Annotated in this window: 13 protein-coding genes and 1 pseudogene; 5 read left to right on the top strand and 9 right to left on the bottom strand. The window is 41.1% G+C overall.

The features are described 5' to 3' along the window. The first annotated feature begins 453 nt into the window (after positions 1–453). Genes HMPREF3129_RS05645 through HMPREF3129_RS05635 form a run of 3 tightly spaced genes read left to right on the top strand, consistent with a single transcriptional unit; the run spans position 454 to position 5,420 of the window. Complete coding sequence (locus HMPREF3129_RS05645) at positions 454–1,527, top strand: HlyD family secretion protein (RefSeq protein ID WP_004242877.1); 1,074 nt, start codon at positions 454–456, stop codon at positions 1,525–1,527. Continuing rightward, positions 1,524–4,292, top strand: coding sequence for a ribosome-associated ATPase/putative transporter RbbA (rbbA, locus tag HMPREF3129_RS05640; RefSeq protein WP_080591811.1), 2,769 nt, complete (start codon positions 1,524–1,526; stop codon positions 4,290–4,292). The genes HMPREF3129_RS05645 and rbbA overlap by 4 nt, the downstream gene beginning before the upstream one ends. Further along, positions 4,293–5,420, top strand: coding sequence for an ABC transporter permease (locus tag HMPREF3129_RS05635; protein WP_004242881.1), 1,128 nt, complete (start codon positions 4,293–4,295; stop codon positions 5,418–5,420). It abuts the gene before it with no gap. A gap of 27 nt (positions 5,421–5,447) precedes the next feature. Here HMPREF3129_RS05635 and kdpE read toward each other — a convergent pair whose 3' ends face one another. The 5 genes from kdpE to kdpA are packed head-to-tail and all read right to left on the bottom strand — an operon-like array spanning position 5,448 to position 13,208. Beyond that, positions 5,448–6,131, bottom strand: a complete 684-nt coding sequence (gene kdpE / locus HMPREF3129_RS05630) for a two-component system response regulator KdpE (RefSeq protein WP_004242882.1) — start codon at positions 6,129–6,131, stop codon at positions 5,448–5,450. Further along, positions 6,128–8,830, bottom strand: coding sequence for a two-component system sensor histidine kinase KdpD (gene kdpD, locus HMPREF3129_RS05625; RefSeq protein ID WP_036918299.1), 2,703 nt, complete (start codon positions 8,828–8,830; stop codon positions 6,128–6,130). Before kdpD ends, kdpE begins: the two co-directional genes overlap by 4 nt. 4 nt (positions 8,831–8,834) lie before the next feature. Next, on the bottom strand, positions 8,835–9,428 hold the full coding sequence (kdpC, locus tag HMPREF3129_RS05620) for a potassium-transporting ATPase subunit KdpC (protein WP_004242884.1): 594 nt from the start codon (positions 9,426–9,428) through the stop codon (positions 8,835–8,837). A 10-nt stretch (positions 9,429–9,438) separates the two neighbouring features. Beyond that, positions 9,439–11,496, bottom strand: a complete 2,058-nt coding sequence (gene kdpB, locus HMPREF3129_RS05615; RefSeq protein ID WP_036918301.1) for a potassium-transporting ATPase subunit KdpB — start codon at positions 11,494–11,496, stop codon at positions 9,439–9,441. Positions 11,497–11,507: 11 nt separating this feature from the next. Beyond that, a complete protein-coding gene (kdpA, locus tag HMPREF3129_RS05610) occupies positions 11,508–13,208 on the bottom strand; it encodes a potassium-transporting ATPase subunit KdpA (RefSeq protein WP_004248043.1) in 1,701 nt (566 codons plus the stop codon). Between the two features lie 335 nt (positions 13,209–13,543). On the opposite strand from kdpA, the gene HMPREF3129_RS05605 reads away from it, so the two are divergent. Together HMPREF3129_RS05605 and HMPREF3129_RS05600 are read left to right on the top strand one after the other, a co-directional pair. Then, complete coding sequence (locus tag HMPREF3129_RS05605) at positions 13,544–14,230, top strand: ankyrin repeat domain-containing protein (RefSeq protein ID WP_036918303.1); 687 nt, start codon at positions 13,544–13,546, stop codon at positions 14,228–14,230. Beyond that, complete coding sequence (locus HMPREF3129_RS05600; protein ID WP_004242888.1) at positions 14,230–14,691, top strand: nucleoside deaminase; 462 nt, start codon at positions 14,230–14,232, stop codon at positions 14,689–14,691. Before HMPREF3129_RS05605 ends, HMPREF3129_RS05600 begins: the two co-directional genes overlap by 1 nt. 52 nt (positions 14,692–14,743) lie before the next feature. Here the strand turns inward: HMPREF3129_RS05600 and dmsD are convergent. The 4 genes and pseudogenes from dmsD to dmsA all read right to left on the bottom strand — a co-directional run. Next, positions 14,744–15,301: pseudogene (dmsD, locus tag HMPREF3129_RS05595) on the bottom strand (Tat proofreading chaperone DmsD); the annotation flags it as partial. Positions 15,302–15,325: 24 nt separating this feature from the next. After that, positions 15,326–16,186, bottom strand: coding sequence for a DmsC/YnfH family molybdoenzyme membrane anchor subunit (locus tag HMPREF3129_RS05590; protein WP_004242891.1), 861 nt, complete (start codon positions 16,184–16,186; stop codon positions 15,326–15,328). A gap of 1 nt (position 16,187) precedes the next feature. Beyond that, positions 16,188–16,805: a DMSO/selenate family reductase complex B subunit gene (locus tag HMPREF3129_RS05585; RefSeq protein WP_004242892.1), complete on the bottom strand. Its 618-nt coding sequence runs from the start codon at positions 16,803–16,805 to the stop codon at positions 16,188–16,190. A gap of 11 nt (positions 16,806–16,816) precedes the next feature. After that, positions 16,817–19,261, bottom strand: a complete 2,445-nt coding sequence (gene dmsA / locus HMPREF3129_RS05580; protein ID WP_017628118.1) for a dimethylsulfoxide reductase subunit A — start codon at positions 19,259–19,261, stop codon at positions 16,817–16,819. Positions 19,262–19,297 lie beyond the last annotated feature (36 nt).

The raw sequence follows: 19,297 nt of genomic DNA, 5'->3' as shown, positions 1-19,297 counted from the left end.
TATGTTGGTTATTATTTATTTTTAACGCTGTTAAATTTATAGCAAAATCAAAAAATAGCTAACTCCATCAACATTAAATATGTGACTTCGATCAATTATCGTAACCAAGTGTTATTATTATATTTTGATTTTAATAAAGCTAATGGATGCTAAATTTTATACATTTTGTGTGTTATCTCGAATAATCAAATTTTGATAGTGTATTATGTGATAAAAGTACTACATTAAATTCACACAACACACTATCATATTCTTATTATATTTTATAATTCATATGGTTAACTTTTGTTTTTCTCTTTTTTTATTTTATTTTAATTCGCTTTATATATATAAATGGACTATTTTTAAAGTAGATGAAATAAAATTAAAAATTGTTATTTAACTATTTTCTTACACACAGTAAATCACAAAAAATTGGGTTATTTATGGCAAAAGGAAGGTTAAATAATTTATATGAAAAATCAAAAAACGAATCGTTTTTTTGTTTACGGCATTATTATTGTTGCAATTATTGCAGCAGGTATTTTTTGGTGGAAAACACAAGCACCAGCACTCCCTGATGGGTTTGCTCAAAGTAATGGGAGAATTGAAGCTACTGAAATTGATATTTCAACCAAAACACCAGGAAGAATTGACACTATTTTAGTTAAAGAGGGGGATTTTGTTAAAGCGGGTGAAGTGTTGGCAACAATGGATACTCGTACCTTAAAAGAGCAACTTCATGAAGTTCAAGCCCAACTAGAGCAAGCCAAAAGTAGCGTTATGACGGCAGAGTCGGCACTTTCTCAACGTCAAAGTGAGCAAGTTGCAGCGCAGGCGGTTGTTCGTCAGCGTATTGCAGAGCTTGACGCATCAGTAAAACGCCTTAACCGCTCTCGAGCATTAGTTAAAACAAAAGCAATTTCCATTCAACAACTGGATGATGATATAGCAAGAACCGAAGGGGCTCGTGCTGCTGTTGAAGCTGCAAAAGCACAAGTGACTGCAACTATTGCGGCAATTGATTCGGCAAAGTCTGGAATTATTCAAGCAAAAACCAAAGTTGATGCAGCAACAGCTACCGAACGACGTATTATGGCTGAGTTGGATGATAGTATCTTAAAAGCTCCTCGTAATGGCCGTGTACAATATCGTGTTGCGGAACCCGGTGAAGTGCTAGGCGCTGGCGGTCGAGTGTTAAATATGGTCGATCTTAGTGATGTGTATATGACATTCTTTTTGCCAACTGAAGCCGCTGGCAAAGCAGCCTTAGGCAGTGATGTCCATATTATTTTGGACGCAGCCCCACATATTGTGATCCCTGCGAAAACGACTTATGTTGCCAGTGTTGCACAGTTTACCCCTAAAACGGTTGAAACTGACAATGAACGTTTGAAGCTAATGTTTCGTGTAAGAGCGAGGATCTCCCCTGAGTTACTAGAGAAACACCTTGAATATGTCAAAACAGGTTTACCGGGACGTGCCTATATTCGCTTAGATAATAGCCAACCTTGGCCGACTGATTTAGAGGTGAAATTACCACAATGAGTCAACTAATGAGAACGCAAAGTCATTCTCATATCATTGAATTGACTCATGTATCCCAACATTATGGTGATACCAAAGCACTTGATGATGTGACATTGACTATTCCTGCCGGAAAAATGGTCGGCTTAATAGGCCCGGATGGTGTCGGAAAATCGAGTTTAATTTCTCTTATTTCAGGAGCCAGAGAAATTCAGCAAGGGCAAGTGATAGTACTTAATGGTGATATGAATGATGTTAATCACCGGCGAGCTGTTTGCCCCAAAATTGCCTATATGCCGCAAGGGTTAGGTAAAAATCTTTATCACACACTTTCTGTTTTTGAAAACGTCGATTTCTTTGGTCGCTTATTTGGTCAATCCAAACAAGAGCGAGAAGAGCGCATCAATGATTTACTTGAAAGTACTGGGTTAGCGCCTTTTAAGGATAGACCTGCGGGTAAACTATCTGGTGGTATGAAGCAAAAACTGGGGCTTTGCTGTGCATTAATTCATGATCCACAATTGCTGATCCTCGATGAACCCACCACAGGGGTTGACCCATTATCACGGGCGCAATTTTGGGAGTTAATTAATCGTATTCGTAAACGTCAAACCAATATGAGCGTATTGGTTGCGACGGCTTATATGGAAGAGGCTGAGCGTTTTGATTGGCTGGTTGCAATGGATGCAGGTAAGGTTTTAGCCACTGGTCATGCGGAAGAATTAAAGGCGCAAACGGCGACAGATGAATTAGAAGCTGCTTTTATTGAGCTTTTACCGGAAGAAAAACGTAAAAACCATCAAAAAGTGATTATTCCTCCACGGGATAAAAGTGATGACGATATTATCGCCATTGAGGCCAAAGAGTTAACAATGCGCTTTGGTCAGTTTGTTGCTGTTGATCATGTCAGTTTTCGTATTCCTAAAGGCGAAATTTTTGGTTTCCTAGGTTCGAATGGTTGTGGTAAATCCACCACCATGAAAATGCTTACAGGTTTACTTGAGGCAAGTGAAGGGCGCGCTTGGTTATTTGGGCAAGAGGTTGATCCAAAAGATATCGAAACCCGTAAACGTGTTGGTTATATGTCGCAAGCATTCTCACTGTATAGCGAATTAACGGTTCGACAAAATTTAGAGCTACATGCCAAACTCTTTCATATCCCAGAACAGGATATTCCTCAACGTATCAAAGAAATGAGTGAGCGTTTTAATTTGACCGATGTGGAAGATATGATGCCTGATGGTTTACCTTTAGGTATTCGACAACGCTTATCGTTAGCGGTGGCAGTGATCCACAAACCAGAAATGCTGATCCTTGATGAACCCACCTCTGGGGTTGACCCTATCGCTCGAGATATGTTCTGGAAGCTGATGGTTGATCTCTCAAGACGTGACGGTGTCACTATTTTTATCTCTACCCACTTTATGAATGAAGCGGCGCGTTGTGACAGAATGTCTCTGATGCATGCCGGAAAAGTGCTAGTGACAGATACTCCGGCTAATTTAGTGAAAAATAGTCAATTTGATACACTAGAAGAAGTATTTATTGATTATTTGAAAAAAGCATCCGGTGAAACAGAAGCACCCGATATTGAAGATAAACAGCTACAATTGCCCGCCTCTAGTGAAGAAAGTGCGGAAAAAGCGTTAAAACAACGATTTAGTTTACGCCGTTTATTTAGTTATAGCATTCGTGAGGGGATGGAATTACGCCGTGACCCAGTACGCCTTACCTTAGCATTACTAGGTACGGTAATATTGATGTTTATTATGGGTTACGGCATCAGTATGGATGTTGAAAACCTACGCTTTGCCATTATGGATAGAGATCAAACAGGGCTAAGTCAGGCTTATAGTCAAAATCTATCAGGCTCTCGCTATTTTATTGAAAAAGCGCCGATTACCGATTATAACCAACTTGAGCGTCGTCTCCGCAGTGGTGATATTACTGTTGCGATTGAAATTCCGCCTAATTTTGCTCGAGATGTTGCTAAAGGACATAAAGTAAAAATAGGGGTTTGGATTGATGGCGCGATGCCAAATCGTGCAGAAACTGTCCGTGGATATATTCAGGCAATGCATCTAACTTGGATGTTAGATATGGCCATGCGTCAACCTACCAATATGGTTGATCAATTTTCCCCCATTGATATCGAAACCCGTTATCGTTATAACCCTGATGTAAAAAGTTTACCCGCTATAGTACCTGCGGTTATTCCGTTGTTGTTGATGATGATCCCCGCGATGTTAAGCGCCTTGAGTGTGGTACGTGAAAAAGAGCTAGGCTCTATTATTAATTTATACGTTACTCCGGTCACTAAAGCCGAGTTTTTATTAGGCAAACAGATCCCCTATATTTTATTGGGAATGTTTAACTTTTTTATGCTCTGTGCGCTTTCGGTATTTGTTTTTGGTGTCAGTTTTAAAGGAAGCATGTTAACACTCTCATTAGGGGCGTTGCTTTATATCACTATTGCTACGGGAATGGGATTACTGATTTCTTGTTTTATGAAAAGTCAGATTGCGGCTATTTTTGGTACTTCAATTATTACCTTAATTCCTGCTACACAATTCTCCGGCATGATTGACCCAGTATCATCCTTAGAAGGTATTGGTAAATGGATAGGGCATATTTATCCGACTTCTCACTTTCTTACTATCACTCGAGGAACGTTTTCAAAAGGACTTAACTTATTTGATTTGCCTTGGTCTTTTATTCCGTTACTTATCACGATCCCCATTGTGATTGGGCTGAGTGTCTTTTTCTTGAAAAAGCAGGAGGCTTAAATGTGGCATACAGTACAAAATATTTTTAATTTAGGAATAAAAGAGTTACGAAGTTTATCCCGTGATAAGGCGATGCTGGCATTAATTGTGTTTGCCTTTACCGTATCAATATACTCATCGGCTACTGTAACACCGGGCTCATTACACCATGCGCCGATAGCGGTGGCTGATCAGGATAAATCTCAACTTTCGGCCCGTATTGTCAATAGCTTTTATATGCCTTACTTTTTACCACCTGCAGATATTACACCCGAGCAGATTGATGGTTTATTAGATAGAGGAACTTATACTTTTGCGTTAGATATTCCGCCTAATTTTCAACGCGATCTACTCGCAGGACGTAAGCCAGAAATTCAAGTCAATATTGATGCAACACGGATGAGCCAAGCTTTCTTAGGAAATAGCTATATTCAAAATATCGTTATGGGAGAAGCGAAAACTTTTCTTGCTAAAGAGCGCACTAACGATCCACTGCCTGTGGATTTAGAAGTTAGAATGAGCTTTAACCCAAACTTAACACAATCTTGGTTTGGCTCTGTTATGGCGATAATCAATAACATTACCATGCTATCTATTGTATTAACCGGGGCGGCACTAATACGAGAGCGAGAGCATGGCACTATTGAGCATTTATTAGTTATGCCTGTCACACCATTTGAGATCATGCTTTCTAAAATATGGTCAATGGGATTGGTTGTATTGTTAGCGTCGGCCATGTCTTTAGTACTAGTGGTTAAATCACTGCTACATGTGCCGATCGAAGGCTCTGTTTTGTTATTTATGTGTGGGGTGGCGTTAAGTTTATTTGCAACGACATCCATTGGTATTTTCTTAGGCACTATGGCGCGCTCAATGCCACAATTTGGTTTATTGATGATTATGGTATTGTTGCCATTAAATATGTTGTCTGGAGGGATGACCTCAAGAGAGAGTATGCCTCAGTTTGTACAAGATGTGATGCAAACTATGCCAACCACACATTTTGTCAGCCTTGCACAAGCGATATTATATAGAGGCGCAGATTTCTCGATTGTTTGGCCTCAATTTATCGTTTTAATTATTATTGGCTCAGTCTTTTTTGCATTGGCACTGTTACGTTTTAGAAAAACGATATCTGCAATGGCTTAGTCGTTATGATAAACCGAAAAAAGAGACTTAAGGCATAAAACGATAACCGATCCCCGTTTCAGTAATTAAGTGCACTGGACAGGTGGGATCGGTTTCTATTTTCTGACGTAGATGCCCCATATAAATTCGCAAATAATGGCTATGCTCTACAAAGTTAGGCCCCCAAACATGCTGCATTAAATGACGTTGAGTTAATACTTTTCCACTATTGTTGACAAGTTCACTGAGTAGACGAAATTCGGTCGGAGTAAAGTGAATGGGTACGCCTTGGCGAGTGACTATTCTTTTAACCCAATCAATAGTGATATCACCAAATGTAAATTGAGTCGTTTCTGTTTCTTGTTTGACAAAGCGACGTAATGAAGCACGAACCCGGGCTAGTAATTCACTCATACCGAAGGGTTTAGTTAAATAATCATCAGCTCCAGCGTCTAAAGCATCAACTTTATCTTGTTCAGAATCTCTGGCGGATAACACAATGATCGGCGTGCTACTCCATTGACGGAAATCTTGGATAAAGCAAAGCCCATCTTTATCAGGTAATCCCAGATCAAGAATGACTAAATCAGGTTTTCTTGATGCTGCCTCTATTAATCCTCGTTGACATTCTGAGGCGTCATAAACACGAAAACCTTCGTTCTCTAATGCAAGGCGAACGAATCGTAAGATCTCTTTTTCATCTTCAACAATCAATATGTTATATGGCGTCACTGTTTTATTTCAATCTCATCAATATTCGGTAATGATTTTAAAGGTAAAACAAAGTGAAAACTGGCTCCACCTTTTTTATTATTTTCAGCCCAAATTTTACCTTCATGTAAGTGGATAATAGCACTGCAAATAGCAAGACCCAGCCCAACCCCCGGAATGGCGGACTCTTTTACTGCACGTGAAAATTTATTAAAAATAAACTGCAATTGTTCAGTGGGAATACCTGCGCCTTCATCCCAAACTTCAACATGAATTTGATCCTCTTCAACCGTGGCTTTTATGCCTAATTTGGTCTGTGATGCGGTATATTTGACTGCATTTTCTAACAAATTAGTTAACACGCGCTCAATTAACAGACTATCGCAATAGAGTAATAAATCAGCTGAAATATCAATTTGTAATGGATGTTTATCAAGTAAATAAGAGAGTGAACGTACTGCACTTCCAGCAATTTCTTGCAGTAAATTCCACTGCAGGTTGACTTGGATACCCCCTGATTGAATACGTGCCATATCCAGTAAATTGTTGACTAAGCGAGAGGTCGTCAAAATTTGTTGGCGGATCTGACTGACTTGTTCAGTATGAGCAGAGCCTTCAGCACTTAAGTCTAGAAGAAGAATTTCAGACTGGCCAAACAGGACGGTAAGTGGTGTTTTTAGATCATGAGAAAGGGCGGCTAAGAGCGCATTTCTTAATTGTTCTCGTTCTATATTAATACGAGATTGTTCGGCCATTTCCGCCTGCTGTAACCGTTCAAGAGCATTGGCAATTAGGCCATTAAATGTCTGTAAGAGTTGCTGTTGTTCAGGAATAAGTACTTGGCGTAGATTATTTGGCTCAATCGCTAAAATCGCTAATACTTGTTGAGATGCGCTAATAGGGTGCAACTGATAAGGGACACTAGGTAGGGTATCCGTTCCTGCACCTGCGATTTGATCTTTATCCCAACACCAACGGGCAATACCACTATCAATGGGAAGTTGTCCCATACCTTCAGCATTGTATGGTGTTAATTCACCATGATGATTAGGCATTAATAAACAAACTTTGGCATCAAAAGCACTTGATAAAAAATGATAACTAGTACGTACCACTTCTTGTAAAGTCAGTGCCCGACTCAGCTCTCGGGTCATTTCAAATAAATGACGAGTGCGTTGTTCTCTATAACGAGCAACCCGGGTTTGATAACGCATTCCCGCAGTTAAATTACCCACCACTAACCCAACAATGAGCATTACGGAAAAAGTCACTAAATACTGCATATCTAATACAGCCAGTGAAAAATGCGGTTGTACAAAGAACAAATCAAAGCTTATCACATTGATTAAAGCGGCAAAAATAGAAGGGCGACGACCAAAAAATAGCGCGATAAGAACAACGCCTAATAAATAAAGAGTAACTAAATTCGCCTTATCTAACGCTAACAAAAAAGTACGTGAAAAGAGCGTAATAGCTAGACATAAACCAATAGCTGTTAGATAGCCTTTAAGATTTTGGCGCCATTTATCATTTTGTGGCACAAATGTTTTTGTTTTATAACGCGGCTCTTCTTCATTTAAAGCGACACTGATAACATGCAAGTCAGGTGCATAACGCGCTAACCTTTCTGCGAAACGCATACGGACCCAACGTTTTAACCATTGCCACTTTTGATAGGGGCGTTGACCGATAATCACCTTGCCTAAATTATGCTCTCTGGCATAGCGGATCACCGCTTTTTCCGCTTGATTATCAGAAAGGATCGCCGTTCTTGCCCCTAGGTGTTGTGCTAACTTGAGGGAATGTAAAATAGCACGGCGTTTATGCTCACCTATCTGATGTAGCTTTGGTGTTTCAACATAAATAGCATGCCATTGGCAACCAAAAGCAGCAGCATAACGAGCGGCAGTACGCACTAATTTATCATTTCTTCCATGAGCACCAAGACAAACCATTAAACTATCGGTAGTATGCCAAACAGGCGTACCACCTTGGCTATCACGGAATTCTTTTACTTGGGAATCAACGCGATCTGCCATTCGTCTTAGGGCAAGCTCTCGTAATGCAATCAAATTACCTTTACGAAAAAAATGCTCTATTGCACGCTCTGCTTGTCCTGCCAGATAAACTTTGCCTTCATTTAAGCGCTGTTGTAGGTCGTCTGGTGGTAAGTCGACCATAACTACTTCATCGGCATTATCAAAGATATAATCAGGAATCGTCTCTTGAACGCGAATGCCAGTAATACTACCAACAATATCATTAAGACTTTCAATATGTTGTACATTAATGGTGGTTAAAACATCGATGCCCGCATCAAGTAACTCTTCAACATCTTGCCAACGTTTTGGATGACGACATTTATGTGGATTACTAAAAGCCAATTCATCCATTAAGATCACCGCAGGATGTCTTGCTAAGGCCGCATCTAAATTAAAGGCAGAGAGCTTTCTACCACGATAATGTAATTTTAATGGCGGTAATAACGGTAATCCCTCAAGTTGTTGTGCCGTTTCTTGGCGCTGATGGGTTTCTACAACCCCAGCTAAGACATCAATACCTTGCTGATGTAAACGTTGAGCTTCTTGTAACATGGCGTAGGTTTTACCTACGCCGGCACAGGCACCAAAAAAGATCTTTAATCGTCCTCGATGGGGTGCTCGCGTTAATGCCAGCAAATCATCAGGAGAAGGGCGTTGCCACTGCGGAGCTTGTTCCATTTTATTACCCGCTCACTTTATTGTTTTTTTCTGCACTCAATCTATCAAGTGCCTGATTGAGTTTAAAGACATTCACCACAGGTTCACCTAAAAATGGTATTAATGGCGATGTCGTATTTTCTGTAATTAATTGTTTTATTTCATTTATTGTGAATTGACGTAATAACGCAATATGCGGTGCTTGGTAATAAGCGGCAGCCAATGAAATATGAGGATCAAGCCCACTGGCGGAAGCAGTCACTAAATCAACAGGAACGACTTGATGATTATCAACCCTTTTTTGCCATAAACGAACACCTACAGCCACTTTCTCGCTTAAGAGTGGATTTGATATAGCAAGTTGGCTAGCGCCGGAAGCCATACTATTGTAAGGCATTTCACTTGTCATTGAGGGGCGACCTTGAAAGTAATCGGCTCGATTAAATGACTGTCCAATCAATTCAGAGCCAATCAGTTTATCGTCCTGATAAACCAGTGAACCATTTGCTTGCCAAGGGAAAAACAATTGAGCTAATCCAGTTATAAATAAAGGATAGGCTAATCCAGTGATAAGCGTCAGTAATACTAACATCACTAAAGATGAACGAAAAAGATGCATAGTATTCTCCTTAAAGCCCAATAATAGCTAAAATCATATCGATGAGTTTAATGCCTAAAAAAGGAACAATTAACCCACTTATTCCGTATAAAGAGAGATTACGGCGTAATAATGAATGAGCAGAAACAGGACGATAATGCACACCTTTCAACGCTAAAGGGATCAAAAAGACGATGATCAAAGCATTAAAAATAACGGCTGATAACATCGCGGATGCTGGGGAGTGTAATCCCATAATATTGAGCATATTCAATTGTGGATATGTCACCGCAAAAGCTGCGGGAATAATGGCAAAATATTTTGCGATATCATTGGCAATACTAAAGGTGGTTAGGGCGCCACGGGTCATAAGCATTTGTTTACCAATATGAACGACTTCAATTAATTTGGTGGGATTCGAGTCCAAATCAACCATATTGCCTGCTTCTTTAGCGGCTTGCGTTCCTGAATTCATGGCCACAGCAACATCGGCTTGTGCTAAAGCCGGCGCATCATTAGTACCATCTCCGGTCATAGCGACAAGTCGACCTTCTGATTGATATTGACGGATCAACGCCAATTTAGCCTCTGGAGTGGCTTGCGCAAGAAAATCATCTACACCGGACTCGGCAGCAATGGCCGCCGCAGTAAGATGGTTATCACCGGTGATCATCACGGTTTTAATGCCCATTTGGCGAAGTTGAGCAAAGCGCTCTTTGATACCCCCTTTGACGATATCTTTAAGTTCAACTACACCAAGGATATTTTGATTTTCAACGACGACTAATGGCGTAGCACCAGCTCTTGCGACTTGCTCGACTATGGTGTTGACTTCATCGGGAAAATGACTATGACTAACTTCGATATGGCGACGAATAGCATCAACCGAGCCTTTACGTATAATACGCTCGCCAATATTTACGCCACTCATTCTGGTCATCGCTGAGAATGGAACAAAAGAGGCCCCCATCGAAGTTAAATCTCGTTCACGTAAATTAAAGCGCTGTTTGGCTAATATAACGATGCTACGACCCTCAGGTGTTTCATCTGCTAAAGAGCTTAATTGCGCCGCATCTGCCAATTGTTTTTCAGTTATTCCTGATAGAGGAATAAAACGAGAAGCTTGGCGATTACCTAAAGTAATTGTCCCTGTTTTATCGAGTAATAAAACATCAACGTCTCCTGCGGCTTCTACTGCACGCCCACTAGTCGCAATCACATTAGCGTCTAACATCCGGCTCATACCTGCCACACCAATAGAAGAGAGTAGTCCGCCGATGGTTGTAGGGATCAGACAAACTAATAATGCGATTAACGTTACAACAGAAATAACCTCACCATGATGTTGGAATTGCACGGCGAACACACTAAAAGGATAGAGTGTGGTACAAGCGAATAAAAAGATCAGCGTTAGGGCCGTTAATAAAATAGTTAATGCAATTTCATTCGGCGTTTTTCTGCGTTTAGCACCTTCCACCATACCAATCATACGATCGAGGAAAGAGTTACCCGCTTCAGCACTACAACGAATAATCAACCAGTCAGATAACACACGAGTCCCTCCAGTAACAGAAGAAAAATCGCCACCTGACTCACGAATAACGGGAGCTGATTCACCGGTGATCGCACTTTCATCAACAGAAGCGCCGCCTTCAATCACTTCACCATCACAAGGAATTACCTCGCCAGCATTGACCAAAACAATATCGCCTTTATGTAATAAAAGTGAATCAATGATTTCTTGGGGAGCGTGAAGATCAGCATGCTGTAAGCGCACCGCTTTAGATTGTTGTTTCGCACCTCGTAAGCTTGCCGCCTGTGCTTTACTACGACTTTCTGCTAAAGATTCAGCAAAATTGGCAAATAGTAGGGTTATCCATAACCAAAACATGACTTGAAAAGTAAAATGATTATCTGGTGGTAGATACCCCAGTAAAACGGCAAACCAAATACCCGTAGTGAGTAGTGCACCAACATAAACAATAAACATCACCGGATTATGCCATTGGGCTTGAGGGGTGCATTTTTTGATAGCATCCAAGAAAGCTGACATCATTGTTTTTCTATTAAAAAGAGGTGTTTTTTTCATGATGAGTGTCCTTATTTAGCCCATAACAACTGTAAATGCTCAGCAATAGGGCCTAGTGCTAATGCCGGAACAAAGGTGAGCGCACCAATCATTATTACTGTGAGGAACAATAGAAAAATAAATAGCGGTGAAGTAGTGGACAATGTGGCTAAGCTTTCGGCTTGGCGTTTTTTTATTGCCAAACTACCGGCGATAGCTAAGACAGGCAACATGACACCAAAACGTCCGACAAGCATAGTGATACCTAATAACAGATTATAAAAAACAGAATTAGCATTCAGTCCGGCGAAAGCACTGCCATTGTTATTGGCAGCTGAAGTAAAAGCGTATAAAACTTCACTAAAACCATGAGGACCAGGATTTAAAATCGCTTCGCGACCTACTTCGCTAAAGAGGGCAAGTGTTGTACCTAATAAGGTGATTGCTGGTGATATTAAAATAGCGACAGCAACCCATTTCATTTCTGCTACACCAATTTTTTTGCCGAGATATTCAGGTGCTCGACCCACCATTAATCCAGCGATAAAAACAGCTAACAAAACATACAAGATCATGCCATAAAAACCAGAACCAACACCGCCGAAGATGACTTCTCCAGTTTGCATTAACCACATAGGAACCATACCTCCTAATGCAGTTAATGAATCATGCATGGCATTTACTGCACCACAAGAAGCAGCTGTAGTGACGGCAACAAATAACGCACTGCCTATTAAACCAAAGCGACTCTCTTTACCTTCCATATTTAATGAACTATCCGCACCCATTAACGTAAATTGTGGGTTGCCTCTCCATTCAGCCCAAACAATCACGCTAACCGCAACAATAAAAATCAATGTCATTACCCAAAGTAAGGTATAGCCTTGCCGTTGTGTGCCACTCAGTCGGCCAAAGGCGAAGCATAGCGCGGTAGGTAACAGGAATATGGCAAGTATTTGTAAAAAGTTACTGAAAGAGGTTGGGTTTTCATAAGGATGAGCAGAGTTTGCTGCAAAATAGCCTCCTCCATTGGTTCCTAACAGTTTAATCGCCTCTTGAGAAGCAACGGGGCCCATTGGTAACCATTGCTGATTTTCAAGTCCTTGGCTTAATAGCGCGGGATGGAAATTTTGGATCACGCCTTGGCTAACAAATAACAGTGACCAAATAATGGCTAAAGGTAGTAACAGATATAGGGTAATACGACCAATATCTACCCAAGCATTACCAATGGAATGGCAAGAAGATTGTGTTAATGCTCTGATCAATACAAAGGCAACAGCGATCCCCGTTGTTGCTGATAAGAAATTTTGTACTGTGAGCCCCATCATTTGGCTTAAATAGCTAACGGCTGTTTCACCGCTATAGGCCTGCCAATTGGTATTAGTAATAAAACTAATGGTGGTATTTAATGCTAAATCCCAACTCATATTAGGTGCAAACTGTGGATTTAAAGGTAAATAACCTTGATTAAGTAAAATTACCAATAATAAAAGTGCTCCCATTGAGTTAAAAATTAACAGGGCGAACATATAGTGATACCAACTCATAGACTGAATCGCTTTGCCGGCAGGTTTAAAACCACAGCTACGCCAAATAACCTGTTCTGTTTTTGTTACCCAATGAGGTAAATCACCTTCTATGAGACGAGCAAGATAATTGCCAATCACTTTTCCCATAATCAGTAAGACGGTGAGAAAAACGGCAATATAGATCAACGTTGTTGTTGCCATTTTTAAAATGCCTCTGCATGAAACAACACATAAATAAGATAAGCAGTGAGCACAATAACTAATGCCACAGCACCGAATATCAACATTTGAACTATCCTTTTGCGATTTAGATTGAGTAAAGCTACTGAAAGAGGTGTAAAGATGTTGATAAAAGCGCTATGGCGGATGTAAAAAAAGTATAAAAATGCTGACCAAACCTAAATCAAGGCTTAATGGTGGAATATTTTATTCCTCAATAGGTTGAAATAATGCCATCCCTTTGTTAGATGTAATAAATGGTCGAATAATCTGCTGATTAAGCAGGCTGAAAATACCCCTTCACGAGGAGAGATTGAATGAATGCTATCTATTTAAAGACCAAGTGGTTTTTCTACTTCTTAGGCCTATTAATGGTTTCATCTATCTTTATGGTAAAAGCAATGGCAAATTCTGATAAAGCAGATCTAGTAACATTGGCACAAGAGGGAAACTTGCCAGAATTAAAGCGCCAGATAGCGCAAGGAGAGAATATTGAACAACGAGATATCAAATTGCGTACACCGCTAATGGCGGCTACTCATGCGAATCAAATTGAGGTGGCAAAATACCTGATTGAACAAGGGGCTAACGTCAATGCCCGCGATGCTATCTATGATTCACCTTATCTTTATGCTGGAGCGAGAGGATTGCAGGAAATTTTAGCCTTAACCTTAGCCCATGGCGCAGATCTGAATAGCATCAACCGTTATGGTGGTACGGCATTGATTCCTGCGGCGGAGCGCGGCCATGTTGCCACAGTAAAAACCTTGATTGATGCCGGTGTGGATGTCAATCATGTTAATCGCCTTGGTTGGACTGCGTTAATTGAAGCCATTATTTTAGGTGATGGAAGTCAAAAATATGCAGATATCGTGATGTTGCTGATCGATGGTGGGGCGGATGTTAATTTAGCTGATGGATCTGGACGTACACCATTAACCTTAGCGAAAGATAAAGGCTATACCAATATCATCAATATTCTTCAACAAGCAGGGGCAAAATAATGTCAGATAAGCAATTTATACAGCAAGCCATTTCGCTTGCCACAGAGAATGTGAAAGTTGGTGGGCGTCCCTTTGGCGCGGTGATCGTGAAAAATGGCCAAGTGATTGCTCATGCTGTTAATCAAATTACAGCGACAAATGATCCAACTGCACATGCAGAATTATTAGCATTACGAGAAGCTGGAAAAGTGTTAGGACGAGCAAAATTGGATGATTGTGTGGTTTATGCCAGTGGTCAACCTTGTCCAATGTGTTTGGCGGCTATGCGTATGGCGGGGATCTCACAAATATTTTATGCTTACTCTAATGATGATGCCCAGCCTTATGGATTATCGACAGCCAATATTGCTAAGGCATTAAGAGTCGCTCCGGAGCAACAAGAAGGGTTGCAATTTGTGCAAATAAAACCTGAAGACGAAAAACAACCGGCACTTTATCAGCTTTGGTCTCAACAATCTTAACTAAAAATAACAGCCCAATTAGGGCTGTTCTTCTTTTGATCAAATCAGTCGATTAGCAAAATAGCTGTTTTTCAACAGGAGTAATCGAGAGTAGGGATTGCCAGCTTTTAAGCGTTAACGTTGCTAACATGGCAAGACCTTCATAATAAGGGAATGCTCCTTGTAATGACAATTTCTCTAGATAGCGATAAGCCCAAGGTAATAAATGTTCAGCAAGTAGTTCAGTTAATTTTTCAGGGCGTGTTTCTGCAACCCATGCCACCATCATCACCATTAAACCAAAGTGATCTTCAGGTTCATTTTGAGTCAAGGCAATATCAATACCATTCTCCAGCATCCATTCACGTAAATCTAAGGTTGAATCACCAAATAAGACATTCTCATGATCAAGATACACCGATCCCCAAGGTGGTGCAGGTAGCGCATAAGGCCCAATAAATAAACGTTGATAGGCTTGTGCTAATGTTTCATCTTGATAGGTAGTTTGCGCCAATAATGAGGCAATGCGTTGTTTTTCTTCTTCAGAGCCATAAGGCCATTCAGTTAACCATTTGCCGCTTGAGAGTAACTCAACAATGTCACTTTTTTCAGTTGGTGGGTAATAGAAGGCGGTTTTTAAGGATAAATAGGTTGATTAACCTACAACAGCCATTCCTACTGTCATATGTAAGCCATAGAATACGCCACGACCAATAAATTCACCAACAAACACCAAAATAAAACCTAACACCATTAAAGAAACAGAAGGATTATTTTTGCGTAATAACGGTGCTATCCAACAAGCTAACCCTAATGTCAGTGCAATCAATTTAATGCCCATTAAAAAACCGTAATCAGGAACTAAATCAACAGCTTTTTGTACGGAGGTTTGAATTGAACCCAATTCAAAGCCTTGAGAGGTAGCCACAATAGCACTGATAATAATGGCGATGACACTTAATAGCGGTAATGCACTAATACAATTTAAGTTAAAACCGGCAATACGCATTAACAGTGCCGCTAAAATAGGGCCGCCAATAAATGCGGTTAGTACGAAGTTAACTGTGGTATAGCCATTATACCAAGTAGGTACAGTATCAATTTGATAAACTCGCGAAATAGCCGTGATAAATAGCACCGCAAGGATCATGACAACCACTAGCCACAATTTACCTAATGCAGCAGGCATTTTATTTAACACACTAATTAGCCAATATAAGCCACCTAAAGCAAAGAATGTGGCACCACTGGCAATTTCATTACTTAACGATGAATGACCAAAACGGATAAAAGAGTTAAAGGCACGCATTGGGGTTCCCATGTGGATCATGGAGAGTAAAAAACCAATCCCCATTAATAACCACAAACCAAACATGCTGTAATGCACTTTGCGATTTAACGCTTCAGGCAGTTTGCCTGAAAGAATGGCGCAACCCATAATAATAAAGGCGCCAGCCACACTTTGACCAATAACGGTAAAGAACATCAGTGGCCATTCATGTAATCCCATGCCCATCTTAAACCTCCTCTGGGTTAGCCAGATGCCCGGTGGTGTCACCTACAGGTCGGCTATTGGCATTTAATTTAAGTACAATATTCGGTTTAGTGTATTTCGCAGATGGAAGAGGGGCTATTTCAGCAAGATCACCATATTTAGCGCGTAACTCTTCAATCGGTGCCATATCTAATGCACGCAATGGGCAAGATCCGACACAAATTGGCTTTTTGCCTTCAGCAACACGCTCATAACAACCATCACATTTGGTCATGTGGCCTTTGACTTCATCAAACTGCGGTGCACCATAAGGACATGCCATATGGCAATAACGACAGCCTATACACACTTCTTCATTCACCACCACAAAACCATCTTCGCGTTTGTGCATGGCGCCACTTGGACAGACTTTTACGCAAGCCGGATCGTCACAGTGGTTACATGAAATAGATAAGTAGTAAGCAAAAACGTTTTGCGTATACACACCATCTTGCTCGGTCCAATCACCACCGGCATATTCATAAATACGGCGGAAATTGACCTCAGGGGATAAATTTTTAAAATCCTTGCACGCGAGTTCGCAGGTTTTGCAGCCGGTGCAACGACTTGAATCGATATAAAAACCATATTGCGTTGACATAACCAGACTCCTTACGCCTTAACGACTTCAACAAGATTACTGTGAGAAGGATTACCCTTAGCAAGTGGTGAAGGGCGTTGGGTCGTTAACACGTTAATGCAACCTGCATGATCAATACGGTTACTGTCTGGGTTATACCAAGCCCCTTCACTTAATCCCACAACGCCCGGCAAAATACGTGGTGTCACTTTAGCGTTGATACGTACTTCACCGCGATCGTTATAAATACGAACTAAATCGCCATGTTTGATACCACGTTTTGTAGCATCAACAGGGTTTATCCAAATTTCTTGTGGACAAGCCGCTTTTAATACATCTACGTTGCCATAAGTTGAGTGGGTACGAGCTTTATAGTGAAAACCCGTCATTTGTAATGGGTATTTATCCATAGCAGGGTCGCCATAGCTTTCAAAACCTGCGGAGTAGATTGGCAGTGGATCAATCACATCGTCTGCCGCTAATTCCCATGTCGCTTTAATTTCAGCTAATTGCGAAGAATAAATTTCAATTTTTCCTGACGGCGTTGTCAGTGGATTGTTGAGTGGATCAGCGCGGAATTCACGGTAAGCCACATGATGGCCTTGTGGATCACGTTTTTTAAAGATACCTTGTGCCCGAAATTCTTCAAAGGTAGGCAGTTCTGGTAAATTTTGACGAGATTGCTCATAAAGATGGCGTAGCCACTCTTCTTGGGTACGATTTTCGGTAAATTTCTCACCCACCCCCATACGTTTAGCAATTTCGCTGGTCATCTCATAGATATTGCGACTTTCAAAACGTGGCTTAATCGCTTGGTCAGCGAAAATCACGTAAGCCATATTCCCCGCAGAAGCATCCATACAGAAATCCATTTGCTCTGATGCCGTGCAATCTGGCAGTAAGATATCTGCATATTTTGCCGATGCGGTCATATGATTATCGATAACCACAATCATTTCGCATTTTTTATCATCTTGTAGGATTTCATGAGTACGGTTTATTTCTGAATGTTGGTTAACTAAGCAGTTCCCCGCATAGTTCCAGACCATTTTAATAGGTACATCCAGTTTATCTTTACCTCGCACGCCATCACGTGTAGCGGTCATTTCAGGGCCACGTAAAATGGCATCTGTCCACATAAACATAGAAATACTGGTCGTGACAGGGTTAGTTAAGGTTGGCATACGGACAAAAGGAATGCTGTAAGAGCCTTCACGGGCACCAGTATTACCCCCGTTTATTCCCACATTACCTGTTAAGATAGCGAGCATTGCAATAGCGCGAGAGGCTAATTCGCCATTTGAACGGCGTTGAGGGCCCCAACCTTGAGTAATATAAGCCGGCTTAGCACCGGCGATTTCACGGGCTAATTTGACAATACGTGCCGCGGGAATGCCGGTAATTTGTGCTGCCCATTCTGGGGTTTTGGGTTGACCATCTGCGCCATCACCTAAAATATAGGCTTTATAGTGGGCGTTTTTAGGTGCCCCTTCTGGCATCGTAGTTTCGTCGTAACCTACGCAGTATTTATCTAAGAAGGGTTTATCGACTAAATCTTCTTTGATCATGACATAAGCTAACGCATTAACTAAGGCTGCATCAGTACCTGGACGAATGGGGATCCACTCATCCTCACGACCTGCACCCGTATCAGTATAGCGAGGATCAATAATTATCATGCGAGCATCTGATTTTTCACGAGCTTGCTCAACATAATAAGTTACACCACCGCCACTCATACGTGTTTCGCCGGGATTATTACCAAACATAACAACCAATTTAGTATTTTCGATGTCTGAAGGACTATTGCCGTCAGCCCATCCCCCGTAGGTGTAATTTAAGCCTGCAGCGATTTGCGCAGTACTATAATCGCCATAATGGTTGAGATAACCACCACAGCAATTCATTAAACGGGCAATAAGGGTTGCTCCTGGTGGCCAAGATTTTGTCATGGTGCCACCGAGGGTGCCTGTACCGTAATTTAGATAAATAGATTCATTGCCATAATCTTTTATCAGGCGTTTCATGGTGTCGGAAATAGTATCAAAGGCTTCATCCCAAGAGATACGTTCAAATTTACCTTCACCACGTTTACCTACGCGTTTCATGGGATAACGTAAGCGATCTGGATTATAAACACGCCGACGCATAGAGCGACCACGTAAGCAAGCTCGTACTTGATGGAACTCGTCGTAAACGTCATTGCCGGTATTGTCTGTTTCAACGTACTTAATTTCGCCATCAACGACATGCATACGCAATGGACAACGACTACCGCAATTGACGGTACATGCACTCCAGACGACTTTTTCTTTATTGGTAGATGTCGGCGCTGTTTGCTCCGAAGCCATGGCTTGGCTAAAGGGGAGAGATAATCCACCTGCCGTTGCAACTAATCCACCAGCGGCTCCCACTTTGACAAAGCGTCGGCGAGATAGGGGGGTGGAAAGTAACGTCATCTCTTTGATGTTTTTCATACATTACTCACTTAATTATATTTTTAAGAAGAAAAA

Source organism: Proteus sp. HMSC14B05, assembly GCF_001808035.1.
GTDB lineage: Bacteria > Pseudomonadota > Gammaproteobacteria > Enterobacterales > Enterobacteriaceae > Proteus > Proteus mirabilis.
Note: the sequence above shows the minus strand (reverse complement) of the source record. Positions and strands in the feature narration are given on the sequence as shown.